Source organism: Streptomyces sp. CNT372 (genome assembly GCF_000377145.1).
Map to the genome: position 1 here is coordinate 43,618 of NZ_KB897786.1, position 17,368 is coordinate 60,985.

At 73.8% G+C, this 17,368-nt stretch carries 12 protein-coding genes; 5 read left to right on the forward strand and 7 right to left on the reverse strand.

Translation table 11 applies throughout. The features are described from left to right. Position 1 precedes the first annotated feature (1 nt). The 5 genes from C593_RS0121645 to zwf all read right to left on the reverse strand — a co-directional run bounded on the left by C593_RS0121645 (position 2) and on the right by zwf (position 6,535). A complete protein-coding gene (locus C593_RS0121645) occupies positions 2–2,323 on the reverse strand; it encodes an NHLP family bacteriocin export ABC transporter peptidase/permease/ATPase subunit (RefSeq protein ID WP_078521760.1) in 2,322 nt (773 codons plus the stop codon). Next, positions 2,320–3,120: an HlyD family efflux transporter periplasmic adaptor subunit gene (locus C593_RS0121650; RefSeq protein WP_018849410.1), complete on the reverse strand. Its 801-nt coding sequence runs from the start codon at positions 3,118–3,120 to the stop codon at positions 2,320–2,322. Before C593_RS0121650 ends, C593_RS0121645 begins: the two co-directional genes overlap by 4 nt. A gap of 172 nt (positions 3,121–3,292) precedes the next feature. Next, entirely contained in the window at positions 3,293–3,511 is a 219-nt protein-coding gene (locus tag C593_RS0121655) for a hypothetical protein (protein ID WP_018849411.1), read from the reverse strand. 541 nt (positions 3,512–4,052) lie between these two features. Continuing rightward, a complete protein-coding gene (gene opcA, locus C593_RS0121660; RefSeq protein WP_018849412.1) occupies positions 4,053–5,003 on the reverse strand; it encodes a glucose-6-phosphate dehydrogenase assembly protein OpcA in 951 nt (316 codons plus the stop codon). After that, positions 5,000–6,535: a glucose-6-phosphate dehydrogenase gene (gene zwf, locus C593_RS0121665; RefSeq protein ID WP_018849413.1), complete on the reverse strand. Its 1,536-nt coding sequence runs from the start codon at positions 6,533–6,535 to the stop codon at positions 5,000–5,002. The genes opcA and zwf overlap by 4 nt, the downstream gene beginning before the upstream one ends. 231 nt (positions 6,536–6,766) lie before the next feature. Here zwf and C593_RS0121670 point away from each other — a divergent pair, with 231 nt between their 5' ends. The 3 genes from C593_RS0121670 (at position 6,767) to C593_RS0121680 (ending at position 9,953) form a co-directional block, all read left to right on the forward strand. Then, positions 6,767–8,053, forward strand: coding sequence for a Tm-1-like ATP-binding domain-containing protein (locus C593_RS0121670; protein WP_026277933.1), 1,287 nt, complete (start codon positions 6,767–6,769; stop codon positions 8,051–8,053). A 323-nt stretch (positions 8,054–8,376) separates the two neighbouring features. Continuing rightward, positions 8,377–9,624: a hypothetical protein gene (locus C593_RS0121675; protein ID WP_486591166.1), complete on the forward strand. Its 1,248-nt coding sequence runs from the start codon at positions 8,377–8,379 to the stop codon at positions 9,622–9,624. A gap of 149 nt (positions 9,625–9,773) precedes the next feature. Continuing rightward, complete coding sequence (locus tag C593_RS0121680) at positions 9,774–9,953, forward strand: hypothetical protein (RefSeq protein ID WP_018849415.1); 180 nt, start codon at positions 9,774–9,776, stop codon at positions 9,951–9,953. Positions 9,954–10,282: 329 nt separating this feature from the next. On the opposite strand, the gene C593_RS0121685 is transcribed toward C593_RS0121680, so the two are convergent. Then, positions 10,283–10,759 (reverse strand): VOC family protein, encoded by a 477-nt coding sequence (locus tag C593_RS0121685; RefSeq protein ID WP_018849416.1) that lies wholly within the window; start codon positions 10,757–10,759, stop codon positions 10,283–10,285. A gap of 183 nt (positions 10,760–10,942) precedes the next feature. Between C593_RS0121685 and C593_RS0121690 the strand changes: the two genes are divergently transcribed. Together C593_RS0121690 and C593_RS0121695 are read left to right on the forward strand one after the other, a co-directional pair. Further along, positions 10,943–13,411, forward strand: a complete 2,469-nt coding sequence (locus C593_RS0121690) for a SpoIIE family protein phosphatase (RefSeq protein WP_026277935.1) — start codon at positions 10,943–10,945, stop codon at positions 13,409–13,411. 648 nt (positions 13,412–14,059) lie between these two features. Next, positions 14,060–14,986 (forward strand): glutamate ABC transporter substrate-binding protein, encoded by a 927-nt coding sequence (locus C593_RS0121695; protein WP_018849418.1) that lies wholly within the window; start codon positions 14,060–14,062, stop codon positions 14,984–14,986. Positions 14,987–15,102: 116 nt separating this feature from the next. Here the strand turns inward: C593_RS0121695 and C593_RS0121700 are convergent, their stop codons facing one another. Continuing rightward, positions 15,103–17,322 (reverse strand): NADP-dependent isocitrate dehydrogenase, encoded by a 2,220-nt coding sequence (locus tag C593_RS0121700; RefSeq protein ID WP_018849419.1) that lies wholly within the window; start codon positions 17,320–17,322, stop codon positions 15,103–15,105. Positions 17,323–17,368: the final 46 nt, after the last annotated feature.

Sequence of the window (17,368 nt, forward strand, 5' to 3'; positions counted from 1 at the left end):
GTCAGCGCTCCCGGACCAGTCCGGCGTAGGCGCCCCCGGCGGCGACCAGTTCCTCGTGGCGGCCGCGCTCGACGACCTGTCCGTGGTCCAGGACCAGGATCTCGTCGCTGTCGCGCACGGTGCTCAGCCGGTGTGCGATCACCACGCAGGCGCAGCCCCGGCGGCGGATGTTGTCGATGACGACGCGCTCGGTCTCGGCGTCCAGGGCGCTGGTGACCTCGTCGAGGACGAGCACGCTCGGGCGGCGGGCCAGGGCGCGGGCGATCTCCAGGCGCTGGCGCTGCCCGCCGGAGAAGTTGCGGCCGTCCTGTTCGACCCGGCCGTGGATGCCGTCGGGGCGGCGCAGGACGACGTCGAGTACGGCGGCGTCCCGCAGGGCGGCGGTGACGGCCTCGTCGGTGATCGAGGGGTCCCACAGGGCCACGTTGTCCCGCACGGTCCCCTCGAAGAGGAAGACGTCCTGGTCGACGAAGGAGACCGAGGCGGCCAGGGCGCTGCGCGAGAGGTCCTCCAGCCGTTCGCCGTCGATGCGGATGGTGCCCTCCCAGGGCCGGTAGAGGCCGGAGACCAGCCGCGAGACCGTGGACTTGCCGCTGCCGGACCCGCCGACCAGGGCGACCTGGCGGCCGGGCCCGACCGAGAGCGAGAAGCCGCGCAGCAGGGGCGCGTCGAGGGGGCTGTAGCCGAAGGTGATGCCGGTCAGTTCCACATGGCCCTTGAGCCGGCGGGAGCCCGGGTCGGGGGCGTCGCGGGTGTAGAGGGGGTCGGCGGGGAAGTTCTCGACGTCCTTGAGGCGGGCCACGTCGGCGGCGAAGTCCTGGATGCGTCCGGCGACGCCGTTCAGCCGGGTGATGGGGGCGGTGAAGCGGGCGACCAGGGCCTGGAAGGCGACGAGCAGGCCGATGGAGATGTGTCCCTCGACGGCGCGCAGTCCGCCGATCCACAGGATGCAGGCGCTGTTGAGGGTCGCGAGAGCGGGGGCGACGACGCCGAGGGCCGCGCTCGGTACGCCCAGGCGCTGCTGGACCTCCAGGGTGGTGGCGTGCTGTCCGGCCCAGCGGCGGAACCAGCCGTCCTCCGCGCCGGTCGCCTTCATGGTCTCGATCAGCTGGAGACCGGTGTAGGAGGTGTTGGTGAGCCGGGCGCTGTCGGCGCGCAGTTTCTGGGTGTGGGTGGCGCGCAGCCGGATGACGACGCGCAGGGCGACGATGTTCAGGAGGGCGATGCCGACGCCGACGACGGTCAGCTGGGGGTCGTAGCTCCACAGCAGGGCCGCGTAGAGGACGACGACCACGCCGTCCACGGCGGCCGCGGCGAGGTCGCGGGCCAGGGTCTCGGCGACGGCGTCGTTGGACTGGAGGCGCTGTACCAGGTCGGCGGGGCTGCGCTGGGTGAAGAAGGTGACGGGCAGACGCAGCAGATGGCCGAGGAAGCGGGCGCTGCCGAGGGTGGAGGAGATGATGCGGCCGCGCAGCAGGTTCGCCTGCTGGAGGGCGGTGAGCACGGCCGTGAGCACGACCAGGGCGGCGAGGGAGGCGAACAGGGGCCCCAGCAGCGAGGTCTGTCCCCCGATCAGGAACATGTCGATGTAGGTGCGGCTGAGGGCGGGGACGGCGGCGCCCGCGGCGACCAGCAGCAGGCTGGCCAGCAGAGCGGCGAGCAGGGTGCCGGTGGTGCCGCGCAGCCGGGCGGGGACCGCGCGCAGGACGCCGGGTCTGCGCCCGCCGCGGCTGAAGGCCCGGTCGGGTTCCAGTACGAGGACGACGCCGGTGAAGCTGGTGCCGAAGTCCTCCTCGGTGACGAAGCGGCGGCCCTTGTCGGGGTCGTTGACGTACACGCCCCGGCGGCCGAGCCGGCGGCCCGGGCCGTCGTAGACGACGTAGTGGTTGAACTCCCAGAACAGGATGGCCGGGGCGGGCAGCTGGGCCAGGGCGGTGGCCTCCATCTGCATGCCCTTGGCGGTCATGCCGTAGCTCCGCGCGGCCTTGAGGATGTTGCTCGCGCGCGACCCGTCGCGGGAGACGCCGCAGGCGATGCGCAGTTCCTCCAGGGGGACGTGGCGGCCGTGGTGCGCGAGGACCATGGCGAGGGCGGCGGCGCCGCACTCGACGGCCTCCATCTGGAGGACGGTGGGAGTGCGGACGGCCCGGGGCCGGGGCGCACGGCCCTTCGGCGCGGCCCGGCGGGTGCCCCGCCCGCCGCGCGTGGCCGGGGCGGGGCGGGCCCGGCGACGGCCGGGGGCAGCGGCGCGGCGTGGCGCGGGGGCGGGGGCGGGGGCGGGGGCGGTGTCGCCGGCCGGTGGCGGGGTTGGGGTCGGGGTCACGGCAGCAGCCAATCGATCGGGTGCTGGGCGGCGAGGCGGACGGAGCCGCTCACGGGGGTCATGGAGGCGGGGGTGCGCGGCGGGCCGCCGGCGGACCAGTCGTACCCGGACGCGGTGGCGGTGTCGCGGCGCAGGGAGACCAGTACGGCGACGGGCCGGCCGTCGCGGGAGAACTGCTCGCCGAGCTGGCTGCTGCCGAGGAAGGCGGCGATCCGCTGCCGGGTCTGGGCCCCGCCGACGTGTTTCACGGTGCCGCGCAGCACGCCGTACCGCTGGGCGGGCACCGACTGGACGGTGAGATCGACCCGCGTGCCCGGGGACATCCCGGCGGCGTTGTCGGCGGGGACGTAGAGCACGGCCATCAGCGGGTCGCCGGGACGCTCGACGCGTTCCACGGCGGCGACGTCGCTGCCGGTGGTGAGGACGGAGCCGATGGTGGCGACCAGGGCGGTGAGGCGGCCGGCGGCGATGGCGCGCACCACGGCGGTGCCCTCGGCGGTGCGCACCTCGACCACCGGGGCGCCCGCGCGGACGCGTCCGCCCTCCTCGGCGAGGACCTTGGTGACCTGTCCGGCGACCGGGCTCTGCAGGACGTAGCTGCCCTGGCCGTGAGTGAGGACGCCGGGGGCGGCCACGGTGGAGGCGACGGTCCCGGTGACCGCCCAGACGGCGGCCGCGGCCATCACGGCGAGGGTGACGGCGAGGACGAGCAGGCCCTGCGGGCGGGCGTAGCGCACCGGAAGGTCGAGTTCCTCCGGTGACTGCAGCTTGGCGAGGGCCTGTTGGCGGAACTGCACGAACTCTTCCCTGGGCGGCCGGGGGACGGGGGAACGGCTCGGTGGGGTGTCGCGGGGACGGAGCGGGAGGGAGCGGGAGGGAGCGGGAGCGGCCGTGCGCCCCGGAGCCTGGCTGGTTCCGGGGCGCACGGTCCGCGGGTGCCGGCAGAGCGGGCCGGCGTGCCGGGAGGTCCTACAGACCGGCGACGAGACCGGTGACCGGGCCGGTGATGGCCGCGGTGTTGATGCCCGTGGCGCCCTCGACCACACCGGTCACGGCGCCGACCGTGCCGGAGACCGGGGCGATGCTGTCGAGAGCGGCGGTCGCGTTGCCGACCACGGCGCTCTGCAGGCCGCCGGCCACGTTGTCCAGCTCGCTGTCGGAGATCTCCTGGGTGGGGACGAAGTTCATGTGAAGCTTCCCTTCGGATGGCTGTTGCGAAATACGGCGTCCGGGCACGCGAGATGAAGCGCGCCGGCCGCCCAGCGGGGTGGGGAGATTCCCGGATCCGGGAACCCGTCGGTGAATCCCGCGGTGTGAAGGATCAAAGCACGGAGGCCCGTTGACGGCCCAATCGCAATGACGCCCGAATTCCCCTCCCGGGCGGTGGAAACGGGAGTTTATTGCCGCCTCGTGCACACCCCTGCATCAATAAGTGCCATGTTCTTCACGGGATCGCCCGGGCCGCCACGGCCCGCCCACCCTGGACACCGTAGCGGAACGGGACATTCCGACACAGAGTCGGAATGGCCTGGGCCAATGCCGTTCGGGGAATGGGGAGGCGGTGTGCCGCGTGGGAAGCGAGTGTGCAGATCCACGGCAGGGGAGGAATACCGGACGGCACCTCACAGGCCCTTCACACATTCAGGGGTGCGGCATCGGTGCCGCACCCCTGAATTCTCTCCGTGTCAGCGCCCGGTGGCGGAGCGTGTACGCCTTTGCGGCGCTGCCGTCACGGGCCCTCGGCCAGTTCCGCGCCCGGCGGCGGGGGGAGGATCCCGGCGTGCAGCGCGGCCGCGTACGCCTCGTCCGGGTCGAGCCGGCGCAGTTCCTCCGCGATCAGCTCCGCCGTGGAGCGCACCTTGAGCGCGAGGACCCGGTTGGGCTGCCCCGGGATGGCGAGACGGGCGACGGGCCCCTCCGGCCGGTCGATGTGGATCTCCCCGTCCGCGGTGCGCAGCCGGACCGCGGTGACCACGGGCCCGGCGGTGACGACCTGTTCGACGGGCACCCGCAGCCGGTCGGAGAACCAGCGGGCGAGGAGTTCGGCGCTGGGGTTGTCCGCCTCGCTCTCCACCACGGCGGACAGCACCTCGGCCCGCGCCTGGTCGAGCGCGGCCGCCAGCATGGACCGCCACGGGGTGAGCCGGGTCCAGGCGAGGTCGGTGTCGCCCGGCTGGTACCCCTCGGCGCGGGCGGCCAGTTCGCGCAGCGGGTCCTCCACCGCGTAGGCGTCGGTGATCCGGCGCTGGGCGAGCGCGCCCAGCGGGTCGGCGGCCGGGACCGGCGGGGCGTCGACGGGCCACCAGACCACCACCGGGGCGTCCGGCAGCAGCAGCGGCAGCACCACGGAGTCCGCCCGGTCGGCGAGTTCGCCGTGCAGCCGCAGCAGGACGGTCTCCCCCGCCCCGGCGTCGCTGCCGACGCGGACCTCGGCGTCGAGCCGGGTGTCGTGGCGGTCGCGCGGCGAGCGGGCGTGGCGCTTGATGACCACCAGGGTGCGCGACGGGTGCTCGCGGGAGGCGTCCCCGGCGGCCTTGATGGCGTCGTAGGCGTGCTCCTCGTCGGTGACGATGACGAGGGTGAGCACCATGCCGACGGCCGGGGTGCCGATCTCGCGCCGGCCGCGCACAAGGGCCTTGTTGATCTTTCCGGCCGTGGTGTCCGTGAGGTCGATCTTCATGGCCTGCGCCAGCTCCGTCCGTCTCGTGCGAGCATCTCGTCCGCTTCCGCCGGGCCCCAGGTGCCCGCCGGGTACTGCGCGGGCCTGCCGTGGCCGGCCCAGTACTCCTCCACGGGGTCCAGGATCCTCCAGGACTCCTCGACCTCCTCGGTGCGCGGGAAGAGGTTCGCGTCACCGAGGAGGACATCGAGGATCAGGCGCTCGTACGCCTCGGGGCTGGACTCCGTGAACGACTCCCCGTAGGCGAAGTCCATGGTGACATCGCGCAGTTCCATCGAGGTGCCGGGCACCTTGGAGCCGAAGCGCATGGTCACGCCCTCGTCCGGCTGGACGCGGATGACCAGCGCGTTCTGGCCCAGTTCCGCGGTGGCGGTGGAGTCGAACGGCGAGTGCGGGGCGCGCTGGAAGACCACCGCGATCTCCGTCACCCGGCGCCCGAGCCGCTTGCCGGTCCGCAGGTAGAAGGGGACGCCCGCCCAGCGGCGGTTGTCGATCCCCAGCTTCACCGCCGCGTAGGTGTCGGTCGCCGACGCCGGCGCGATGCCCTCCTCCTGGAGGTAGCCGACCACCTTCTCGCCCCCCTGCCAGCCCGCCGTGTACTGCCCCCGCACCGCGTGCCCGCCCAGATCCGCCGGCAGCCGCACCGCGCCCAGGACCTTCGGCTTCTCGGTGACCAGGGCGTCCGCGTCGAAGGAGGAGGGCTCCTCCATGGCGGTCAGGGCGAGGAGCTGGAGGAGGTGGTTCTGGATGACGTCCCGGGCCGCGCCGATGCCGTCGTAGTAGCCGGCCCGGCCGCCGATGCCGATGTCCTCGGCCATGGTGATCTGCACGTGGTCCACGTAGGACCGGTTCCAGACCGGCTCGAAGAGGGTGTTGGCGAACCGCAGCGCCAGGATGTTCTGGACCGTCTCCTTGCCCAGGTAGTGGTCGATCCGGAAGACCTCGTCCGGGGCGAAGACCTGGTGCACGATCGCGTTCAGTTCGCGGGCGCTGGCGAGGTCGTGCCCGAACGGCTTCTCGATGACCGCGCGCCGCCAGGAGCCGGGGGGCGGGCCGGACAGTCCGTGGTCCTTGAGCTGCTGGACGACCTCGGGGAAGAACTTCGGCGGTACGGAGAGATAGAAGGCGAAGTTCCCGCCGGTGCCCTGCTCCTTGTCGAGCTCCTGGACGGTGGCCCGCAGCCGCTCGAAGGCCTCGTCGTCGGCGAAGTCGCCCTGAACGAAGCGCATCCCCTCGGCGAGCTGCCGCCAGACCTCCTCCCGGAAGGGGGTCCGGGCATGCTCCCGGACGGCGTCGTGCACCTCCTGGGCAAAGTCCTGGTCCTGCCACTCCCGGCGGGCGAAGCCGACGAGGGAGAAGCCCGGCGGCAGCAGCCCCCGGTTGGCGAGGTCGTAGACCGCGGGCATCAGCTTCTTCCGGGACAGGTCGCCCGTGACACCGAAGATGACCAGGCCCGAGGGCCCGGCGATACGGGGCAGTCTCCGGTCGAGCGGGTCCCGCAGGGGATTCGCCCAGCCGCTGTTCTCCGACATGGGGGCATGCCTCCTTGAGCGAGCGCGTCCAGCGTCCGAGTGCGTCGGTCCGAGCATCGCATCCACGTCCCTGCCCGTGCTGTTCCACGCGCCCGGCCGCGTCGGAGCGGCTCCCGCGCGGGCCGGCGGGCGGACGGGGCCGGGCCGGCGGACGGACGGGGCCGGGCCGGCGGACGGACGGGGCCCACGCCCCCCTTGCCCAGGAGGCGGAGATCGCGAACAGTGGTTCCCATGGCGACAGTTGTGCTGGTGGGGACGCTCGACACCAAGGGCGAGGAGTACGGCTGGCTGCGCGAGCGGCTGCTCGCGCACGGGGTGGAGGTGCTGGTCGTCGACACCGGTGCGCACGGCACGCCCCGGACGACACCGGACGTGCCGAGCGGGGAGGTCGCCCGTGCCGCCGGGGCGGACCCGGAGGCGCTGCGGGCGGCGGGCGACCGGGGCGCCGCCGTGACGGTGATGGCCCGGGGGGCGGCGGAGGTCGTGACCGGGCTCTACGAACAGGGCCGCCTCGACTGCGTGTTCGCGATCGGCGGCAGTGGCGGCACCTCCATCGCCACCCGCGCGATGCGCGCCCTGCCGCTCGGCGTCCCCAAGCTGATGGTGTCGTCGATGGCGGCCGGGGACGTGTCCCCCTACGTGGGATCGGCGGACATCACCATGATGTACAGCGTCGTCGACATCGCCGGGATCAACAGGGTGTCCGGGCCCGTCCTGGCGAACGCCGCCGACGCGGCCGCCGGGATGGCGAAGGGCTTCGCCTCCGCCCGGCGCGCCCTGCGCCCGTCCGACCTCGCCGCGGGCGGACCGCGGCCCCTGGTCGCCACCAGCATGGCGGGGGTCACCACGGCGGGCGTCGACGCGGCACGGGAGCGCCTGGCCGAACTCGGTTACGAGGTCCTCGTGTTCCATGTCAGCGGCGCGGGCGGGCGGACCCTGGAGTCGCTGGCCGGACAGGGGCTCTTCGCCGGGGTTCTGGACCTGACGCTCAGTGAGCTGGCGGACGATCTGGCGGGCGGCATCCTCACCGCCGGCCCCGACCGGCTGACGGCGGCCGGGCGGGCCGGAACACCCCAGGTGGTGAGCCTGGGGGCGCTGGACATGGTGAAGTTCGGGCCGCCGGAGACCGTCCCGGCCGCGATGCGCGAGCGGGACGTGCGGGTGCACAACCCGTCGATCAGCGTGGTCCGCACCACCGCCGGGGAGTGCGCCGAGCTGGGCCGCCGCGTCGCGGCCAAACTGCGGGCCGCCGCCGGCCCGGCCGAGGTGTGCGTGCCGCTGCGGGGGCTGTCCACCCTGGGGGCGCCGGGCGGGCCGTACCACGCGCCGGAGACGGACGAAGCCCTGTTCACGGCGTTGCGGGAGGGGCTGGCGGGGAGCGCGGTACGGCTCGTCGAGGTGGACGACCACATCAACAGCCCGGCCTTCGGGCGCGCCGCCGCGGATCGTCTGCACGCCCTGATCGGGGCGGCCGGGGCGGGTGCGGGGGCGGCGCGGCCCGGTTTGGAGGCGTCCTGACCGCGTTCCCCACGCGGCCCGGCCCGGCCGCGATCCGTACCCGGTCCGACCCGGCCGCGATCTGATACGGCGTACGCGCCCGGCCCCGCACGGCCCGGTCCAGCGCAAACGCGTCCCTGGCCGGGTGCCCGGGGCGCCGCTGCCGGGCCCCGGGGCGGCGTCCGACCGGGCGAGGGTTCCCCCTCCCGGCCCAGCAGCATGGTTCCCGGATGGCGCAACGCGACGAACTGCGCACTAGTGGTTAGCAAGTGCGCAGCTCGAAGGCGCGCACGAGTCGAACACGGTGGGCGGCCCCACGCCGGCCCACGAACGGAGCACGCGCCATGACCCGCGACCCTTTCCCCAGCACAGACCCGGCCTCCCCCGACACCCGACCGCCCGCCGGCCCCGCCCCGGTACCGGACCCCGGGTTCGCCGGCCCCGCATCCCCGCCGGTCACGGCGCACGACACCCCCGAGGCGCCGGAAGCGGCCCCGGCCCGGACTCCCGTGGCGGTCGCCGTAGCGGACGAGGACACCGGCCCGGCCGACCCCGGGACACCCGCCGGCGACGGCTCCCCGGAGCACGACGGGGCCCCGGGCCCGGACCGGCCCCCCGTCGGCACCGAGGCCGAAACCGACTCCGAAGCCGACACCACCGCCTGTGCGGACACGGACACGGGCACGGGCACGGACAGGGGCAGGGACCACGAGGACGACGACGAGCCCATACGCACCGTGCTCCGCACCGCGGCCACCGAACGCCCCCTGGAGGAGGTCGCGGCCCTGGTCGCCCGTCTCCAGCGGACCGGCGAGGTGACCGGCCCCGCGGACGTGGCCCTGCGCGCCGCCGCCGTCAGCCGCCCCCTGGAGGAGGTCCGGCGCCTGGTGGCCCTGCTGAACGCCTCCGGCGAGGACGTCCAGCAGGCCGACACCACCCTGCGCGCGGCCGCCGTGGGCCGGCCGGTGGACGACGTGGTCCAGCTGGTGAACATCCTCGGCAGCGACAGCAGCGACTGGCGCACCCCGGGCGGCACCCCCTCCCAATCCTCCGAGCCCGACGGCGGCCGGGACGGCAGCGGCTCCCGTCGCAAGAAGCCCTCGCGCCGCGAGCGCGCCGAGCACCGCGCGGCGACCCAGTGGTCCACGTCGGCCCTGAACAGCGCGCTCGCCGCGGGTCCCGGCGGGCATTCCGTCTCCCCCGCCCTGCGCTCCGTCCTGCGGTGGCCCGCCGCGCTGGCGCTGCTCGTCTGCGGCGCCATCCACCTCCCGACGGACCTCCCCGCCCTCCGCTCCGGCGGTTACGCGGAGCTGCTCTCGGTGGCCGTCCTGCTGCTGTGCCTGCTCTGCGCGGTGTGGCTCGTGACGCGGGACACGGCGACCGTGTGGGCGGCCACGGCGGGACTCGCCGTCGGCATCATCGCCCTGCACGCCCTCGCGGGCGCCGGCACGGTCGACCTGCTGAACAGCAGCCTCGGTGACACCGTCACCTGGGCGAAGGCGGCCGCCGTGCTCAGCGGGGCGGCCACGGTGCTCCTGGCGGGCACGGCGCTCTTCCGCAGCGGCCGGACCGGCGTGCCGAAGGGCACCTGACCCGCGCCGGGCCGCCCGCCCGCTCTTCTCCCGGCCCCCGGAACGGCGTCCTGCCGCCCGGGGGCCGGGGCGCGTGAACCGACCCGTGTCGGGACGGCCCCACGGGGTACGGGTCGGGCAAGAGCACACGCGAACCGAGGAGGTGCTCCATGGAGCAAGGCGGCAACCGGGTCGGCCCGCACAAGGACGACGCGATGAAACACGAGGTCGAGCAGTACCTCCGCGCCCGTCAGCAGCACACGCGGATCGACACGGCGAACGACCCCGAGCCCGGCGCCGACGACGCGCTGCGGGAGGATCCCGCCTCACCGTGGTCCCGGAGCGGCTGAGGCCGCCGCGCCCGCGCCGACGGCCGTCACCCGCACCGCGCGGGTGACGGCCGTCCCGTGTGCGCCCGGCGGCCCTGTGCGCGCCGGCGGCTCAGGCCCGGGGCCCGGCGCGCACCATGGCGGAGAGCATCGCCCCGCACGGCTCCACCACCTGCGCCGGGCCGCGGGGCCGGCGTGGGCCGTACGCGAACGGGACCTCACGGTCCACGGGGGCCTGGCGGAGCCCGAGTTGGGCCGCGTAGGCGAAGAGGTCGTCCGTGCGGTGTTCGGCGGTCTCCGCGCGGCCCGGACGGGGGCGCGGCCCCGGGCGGCGGGCCCGCCCGGGGTGCTCAGCCGGCGTCGGCCGCCGCCCGGAGCGCCGCCACGTCCAGCTTGGACATCCCGAGCATGGCCGCCATCGCCCGCTGGGCGCGGGCCGGGTCCGGGTCCGCCAGGAGTTCGCCGAGCACGGCGGGGACGACCTGCCAGGAGAGCCCGTAGCGGTCCTTGACCCAGCCGCACGGGCCCTCCTTACCGCCGCCCTCGGTCAGCTTCGACCAGTAGTGGTCCACCTCCTCCTGGTCCGCGCAGTCGATGAGGAAGGAGACGGCCTCGTCGAAGGTGAACTCGGGGCCGCCGTTGATCGCGGTGAAGGGTTCGCCGTCGAGGACGAAGTCGACCGTGAGCACCGTCCCGGCGGGGCGGGGACCGGCCTCGCCGTAGTACGAGACGTTGGTGATCCTGGAGTTCGGGAAGACCGAGACATAGAACTCGGCCGCTTCCTTGCCCTGGGTGTCGAACCACAGGTTGGGGGTGATGCGGGGCATGACGTTCTCCTGGTGTGGCGCGGCGGCGGCACGGTGGTGGTCGCGCCGCCGGGTGTCACCATCTGGGACCGTCCGGGTGCGCGGAACTCATCGGCGCGCCGGTGGCGGGCCCCGGCGCAGCCCGCGTGCGTCACCGGGGACGCCCGCGTGCGCCACCGGGGCACCCGGCGGAGGATGGAAGCGATGACCGGATCCGTGACCTTGTTCAGTGAGAGCCCGGAGGACCCCTTCTCGCTGGGTCGCGCCGTCTCCGTGGTGCTCGACGCGCACGGCCGGATCACCGGCTGGAGCGGCCTGGCCGAGACGACGCTGGGGCACACCGCCGACGAAGCGCTGGGGCGGTCCGTCGTCGGGCTGCTGGTGGCGCCCGAGGACGCGCACACCGTGCGGGAGGCGATGGAGGACTGCGTCCGGCAGGGCGGCTGGTTCGGGGTCGTGCCGGTGCTCATCAAGGACGGCGGCAGGCTCGGTCTGGGGATGCGCGTCCGACCGGTGACCAGGGACGACGGCACGGTCGAGTGGTACATCGTGGGTGCGCCCGCCGCCGATGTCATCCAGTGGGAGATCGACCGGTCGGTGATCGACGGCCTGTTCCGCCGCTCCCCCATCGGTCTCATCCTGCACGGTCCCGACCTGCGGATCCTGCGGGTCAACCGGGCCGTGGCGCATATCGGCGGCATCCGGGCGGAGGCCGCGCGGGGGCTGCGGGTCGGCGATTTCCTGGTGCACGCGGACGCGGAGACGATCGAGTCCCGGCTGCGGGAGGTGCTGCGGACAGGCCAGCCGATGATCGGCACCGAGCAGTCCTGCCGGCTCCTCTCCGCCCCGGCGAAGGAACGGTACGTCGCCGTGTCGGCCTTCCGGATGGAGGATTCCGCGGGCCGGGTCCTGGGGGTCGCCGAACTCGTCGAGGACGTCACCGACCGCCATCGCGCCCGGCGCCGGCTGGCGCTGCTGAGCGCGGCCGGGGCCCGGATCGGCACCACCCTGGATGTGGCGACAACCGCCGACGAACTGGCCGCGGCCGCCGTCCCGGGGCTCGCGGACGTCGTGTCGGTGGATCTGCTGGAGCAGGTCAGCCGGGGCGAGGAGCCGGTCGCGGACGGTGCCGACGGCGCGGTGCGCAGAACCGCGCTGCACAGCGTGCTGCCGACCGCGGAGCGGAGGATGCTCCGGGTCGGTTCGCTCTGCACCTTCCCTCAGGATTCGCCGCAGGGCCGCTGTCTGGCGACCCGGCGGCCGGTGCTGGAGGGCGTCCTGGTCCCCCCGGAGGAGGCTCCCGGCCCGGTCGCCGAGGACCAGGGGACGGCGGGGACGGAGCGGGCGGCCTGCGGGGAGCCCGGCGCGGCGGGGGCGCACTCGCTGATGGTCGTGCCGCTGACCGCCCGGGGCCTGGTGCTCGGGTTCATGAGCCTGTGGCGTTCCCGCGCCCCGGAGCCCTTCGAGGACGACGACCTCACCCTGGCCGGCGAACTCGCGGCCCGGGCCGCCGTCTCCATCGACAACGCGCGCCGCTTCACCCAGCAGCGCCGGACCGCGCTCGCCCTCCAGCGGCGGCTGATGCCCCGGGAGCTGCCGGTGCACCCGGCGGTCGTGGTCGCCCACCGCTATCTGCCCGCCGGCGGGGCGAGCGGGGTGGGCGGCGACTGGTTCGACGTGATCCCGCTGTCGGGCGCCCGGGTCGCCCTGGTGGTGGGGGACGTGGTCGGGCACGGCATCAACGCGGCGGCCACCATGGGGCGGCTGCGCACCGCCGTGCACACCCTGGCCGATCTGGACCTGGAGCCGGACGAGGTGCTGTCCCACCTCGACGACCTGGTCACCAGGCTGGCGGGCGAGCAGGAACCGGACGACGAGGGCGGCCCGGGCGAGCAGGTCGTCGGCGCGACCTGCCTGTACGCCGTGTACGACCCGGTGTCCCGGCAGTTCTGCATGGCGCGGGCCGGGCATCCGCCGCCGGTCCTGGTCACCCCTGGCGGGCGGGCCGAGGTGCCGGACCTGCCGGCCGGGCCACCGCTGGGCCTGGGCGGGCTGCCGTTCGAGACCGGGGAGGCGACGCTGCCGGAGGGCAGCGTCGTCGCCCTGTACACCAACGGGCTGATCGACGGCGAGCACCACGACGTGGACGACGGTGTCGCCCGGCTCTGCGAGACGCTGGGCGTCCGGGGGCGGTCGCTGGAGGAGACCGCGCAGGGGGTCGTCGAGAGCCTGCTTCCCGCCCGGCCGAGCGACGACGTCGCGCTGCTGCTGGCCCGGACGAACACCCTCGCGCCGGGGCTGGTCGCGACCTGGGAGCTGACCGCGGAGGCGACCGCCCCGGCTCGGGCGCGGCGGCTGACGGCGGATCAGCTCGCCGTCTGGGGGCTGGACGAGCTGGTGTTCACCACCGAACTGATCGTCAGCGAACTGGTCACCAACGCCTACCGGTACGCGGGCGGGCCGGTGACCTTGCGTCTGATCCACCACCACCGGCTGATCTGCGAGGTCACGGACCCGAGCAGCACCTCCCCGCATCTGCGCCGCGCCCGCACCACGGACGAGGGCGGACGCGGTCTCCTCCTCGTCGCCCAGCTCACCGAGCGCTGGGGCACCCGGCACGCGCGGGAGGGCAAGACCGTGTGGACCGAGCAGCGGCTGCCGCCGGCGGTGTGACACGGGTCCGGCGGTCCTGGACCACCGGACGAGAAATGGTTTAGGTTAGCCTTGCCTAACTGAGCCCGTCCGGTCGGGCTGTCGCCCCGAGAAGGCAGACCCCGAACCCGGAACGGCCGATCGGTATGTCCGTGCGGTGCCGCCCCCGGTGGCCCCCCGGAGGCACCGATCGGGCCCCGGCTCCGGGGCGCGGCGCGGGACGGTCCCCCTGCCCGACGCCCCGGGTCGCCGCGCGGCCGCCACCCCGTCCGTACGGGGCGGCGGCCGCGCGGCACGTTCCGGGCCCGGTCCCGCCCGGCCCGGGGTGCGCGTCAGCGGCGCGGGACCGCGTCCGGCGGGGCCGGCGGTGCGTCATCGGCACCCCCGGCCGAGAGCCCGGGGCCCGAGGAAGGTGCCGGGGGGAGCCCGCCAGAAGCAACCAGAGAGCCGCCGTCCGGCCCGCGCACACCCTGTCACGGCCGTTTCCGGAACGTGATGCTCAAGTTCAGCTCAGATCTGATGACGGTCGGACATGACTGTCCCTAGGGTGCTCGGAATCGGGGGGCGGCGCAGCAGGGGGAGCCGTGCGCCCGGTGCCGGAGCAGCGCCCCGCGAGATCCGCGGACGTCACTGCTCTCCCGGATCGTCAGGAACGAAGGAAGTCGCACCATGAAGCCCTGCAAGTCGGCCGCGATCGCGGCGGTCAGCGTACTTGCGGTCACCCTCACCGCCACGTCGTGCAGCGGGGACTCCCAAACGGCCGGGAGCGAGCCGTCGAGCAGCACCGCCACCTTCGGCGACAAGCCCCGGCTGCCGACCTACAAGGTCGCCACGGACGTCTCGATCGACTCCCCCACGCTCACCCGCGCCAAGAAGGCGGGCAAGCTCGTGATCGGTGTCAAGAGCGACCAGCCCTTCCTCGGCTACCAGGACGAGACGGGCACGCGGTCCGGTTTCGACATCGAGGTGGCCAAGATGGTCGCGGCGGACCTCGGGTTCGCGGCGCGGTCCATCGAGTTCAAGACCTTCCCGACCAGCCGCCGCGAGTCCGCGATCGCGAGCGGTGACGTCGACCTGTACGTGGGCACGTACACGATCAACGAGGAGCGGAAGAAGAAGGTCGGCTTCGCCGGGCCGTACTACATGGCCGGCGCGGACCTCCTCGTCCGCAAGAACGACCGCACGATCAGCGGACCGTACTCGCTCCAGAACAAGACGGTCTGCTCGGTGACGGGCTCGACGGCGCTGCTGGAGATGCAGAAGAAGGAGTACCGGACGACCACGGTCGCCACCGAGAAGTACTCCGAGTGCGTCGCGAAGCTGCTCGCGGGCGAGGTCGACGCGGTCACCACCGACGACGCGATCCTCAAGGGCTACGCGGCCCAGACCCCGGACAAGCTGAAGGTCGTCGGGGCGCCGTTCACCGAGGAGCCCTACGGCATCGGTATGGACAAGGACGACAAGGCCCTGCGGGACGCGGTCAACGACGCGATCGAGGAGCACGACGCCAACGGCGACCAGGAGAAGGCGTACGACGCCACCCTGGGCCTGTCGGGCTCCCTCTACGAGGGCGCGCCGATCGTCGAGCGCTACTGAGGCGTCCGCCGGACCCCCGCGGTCCGGCCGAAGGGGCGGTCACCCGGACCACGGGTGACCGCCCCTCGCGCATGCGCCGGGGCCCGGACCGAGCGGTCCGGGCCCCGGCGGACGGGTCAGCGCAGGCTGTCGAGGGCCTGGTTCAGCGTCTTCGAGGGACGCATCACGGCCGACGCCTTCGCCGGGTCGGGCTGGTAGTAGCCACCGATCTCGGCCGGGGAGCCCTGCACGGCGACCAGCTCGGAGACGATGGTCTCCTCCTGCTCGGCGAGGGTCTTGGCGAGCGGCGCGAACGCCTCCGCGAGCTGCGCGTCGTCGGTCTGCCTGGCCAGCTCCTGCGCCCAGTACAGGGCCAGGTAGAAGTGGCTGCCGCGGTTGTCGATGCCGCCCAGCTTCCGGCTCGGCGACTTGTCCTCGTTGAGGAAGGTGCCGGTGGCGCGGTCGAGGGTGTCGGCGAGGACCTGGGCGCGCGCGTTGCCCGTGGTGGTGGCCAGGTGCTCGAAGCTGACGGCCAGGGCGAGGAACTCGCCGAGGCTGTCCCAGCGGAGGTAGTTCTCCTTGACGAGCTGCTGGACGTGCTTCGGGGCGGAGCCGCCGGCGCCGGTCTCGAAGAGGCCGCCGCCGTTCATCAGCGGGACGACCGACAGCATCTTGGCGCTGGTGCCCAGCTCCAGGATGGGGAAGAGGTCGGTCAGGTAGTCGCGCAGCACGTTGCCGGTGACGGAGATGGTGTTCTCGCCGCGGCGGATGCGCTCCACGGAGAGCCTGGTCGCCTCGACCGGGGCGAGGATGCGGATGTCCAGGCCCTCGGTGTCGTGCTCGGGCAGGTACGCCTTGACCTTCTCGATCAGCCGGGCGTCGTGGGCGCGGCCCTCGTCCAGCCAGAAGACGGCCGGGTCGCCGGTGGCGCGGGCGCGGGTGACGGCGAGCTTGACCCAGTCGCGGATCGGGGCGTCCTTGGTCTGGCACATGCGGAAGATGTCGCCCGCGCCGACCGTCTGCTCCAGCAGGGCGTTGCCGTCGGCGTCGACGACGCGCACGGTGCCGGTGGCCGGGATCTCGAAGGTCTTGTCGTGGCTGCCGTACTCCTCGGCCTTCTGCGCCATCAGGCCGACGTTGGGTACGGAGCCCATGGTGGCCGGGTCGTAGGCGCCGTTGGCGCGGCAGTCCTCGATGACGGCCTGGTAGACGCCCGCGTAGCTGCTGTCCGGGAGGACGGCGAGGGTGTCGGCCTCCTGGCCGTCGGGGCCCCACATGTGGCCGGAGGTGCGGATCATGGCCGGCATGGAGGCGTCCACGATGACGTCCGAGGGGACGTGCAGGTTGGTGATGCCGCGGTCGGAGTCGACCATGGCGAGGGCCGGGCCCTCGGCCAGCTCGGCGTCGAAGGCGGCCTTGATCTCGGCGCCCTCGGACAGGGACTCGATGCCCTTGAAGATGCCGCCGAGGCCGTCGTTCGGGGTGAGGCCGGCCTTGGCGAGGACGTCGCCGTACCGGGCGAAGGTCTTCGGGAAGGAGGCGCGGACGACGTGGCCGAAGACGATCGGGTCGGAGACCTTCATCATGGTGGCCTTGAGGTGCACGGAGAACAGCACGCCCTCCGCCTTCGCCCGGGCGACCTGCGCGGTCAGGAACTCGCGCAGGGCGGCGACGCGCATCACGGAGGCGTCGATCACCTCGCCGGCGAGGACGGGGACCGACTCGCGCAGCACGGTCGTGCTGCCGTCGTCGCCCTTGAGCTCGATGCGCAGGGCGCCGTCGGCGGCGACCACGGTGGACTTCTCGGTGGAGCGGAAGTCGTCGACGCCCATCGTGGCGACGTTGGTCCTGGAGTCGGCGCTCCAGGCGCCCATGCGGTGCGGGTGGGCCTTGGCGTAGTTCTTCACCGAGGCCGGGGCGCGGCGGTCGGAGTTGCCCTCGCGCAGGACCGGGTTGACGGCGCTGCCCTTGACCTTGTCGTAGCGGGCGCGGATCTCGCGCTCCTCGTCGGTCTTCGGGTCGTCCGGGTAGTCGGGGAGGGCGTAGCCCTGCTCCTTGAGCTCGGCGACCGCGGCCTTGAGCTGCGGGATGGAGGCCGAGATGTTCGGAAGTTTGATGATGTTCGCCGCGGGCGTCTTCGCCAGCTCGCCCAGCTCGGCGAGGGCGTCGTCGATGCGCCGGCTCTCGTCGAGGTACTCGGGGAACTGGGAGATGATCCGTCCCGCGAGCGAGATGTCACGGGTCTCCACGGTGACACCGGCCGTCGATGCGTACGCCTGGATCACAGGCAGGAACGAGTGCGTCGCCAGGGCGGGCGCCTCGTCGGTGTGCGTATAGATGATGGTCGAGTCAGTCACCTGGTGCTCCGCTCTCCACGTCTGCAACATTGCTCGACATCAAGAT

Bases quoted from the DNA above. Each gene is read 5' to 3' on its own strand.
- C593_RS0121685 (WP_018849416.1), bottom strand. From the start codon at position 10,759: ATGCCCCGCATCACCCCCAACCTGTGGTTCGACACCCAGGGCAAGGAA.
- C593_RS0121695 (WP_018849418.1), top strand. From the start codon at position 14,060: ATGAAGCCCTGCAAGTCGGCCGCGATCGCGGCGGTCAGCGTACTTGCG.
- C593_RS0121680 (WP_018849415.1), top strand. From the start codon at position 9,774: ATGGAGCAAGGCGGCAACCGGGTCGGCCCGCACAAGGACGACGCGATG.
- C593_RS0121690 (WP_026277935.1), top strand. From the start codon at position 10,943: ATGACCGGATCCGTGACCTTGTTCAGTGAGAGCCCGGAGGACCCCTTC.
- C593_RS0121655 (WP_018849411.1), bottom strand. From the start codon at position 3,511: ATGAACTTCGTCCCCACCCAGGAGATCTCCGACAGCGAGCTGGACAAC.
- zwf (WP_018849413.1), bottom strand. From the start codon at position 6,535: ATGTCGGAGAACAGCGGCTGGGCGAATCCCCTGCGGGACCCGCTCGAC.
- C593_RS0121675 (WP_486591166.1), top strand. From the start codon at position 8,377: ATGACCCGCGACCCTTTCCCCAGCACAGACCCGGCCTCCCCCGACACC.
- opcA (WP_018849412.1), bottom strand. From the start codon at position 5,003: ATGAAGATCGACCTCACGGACACCACGGCCGGAAAGATCAACAAGGCC.
- C593_RS0121670 (WP_026277933.1), top strand. From the start codon at position 6,767: ATGGCGACAGTTGTGCTGGTGGGGACGCTCGACACCAAGGGCGAGGAG.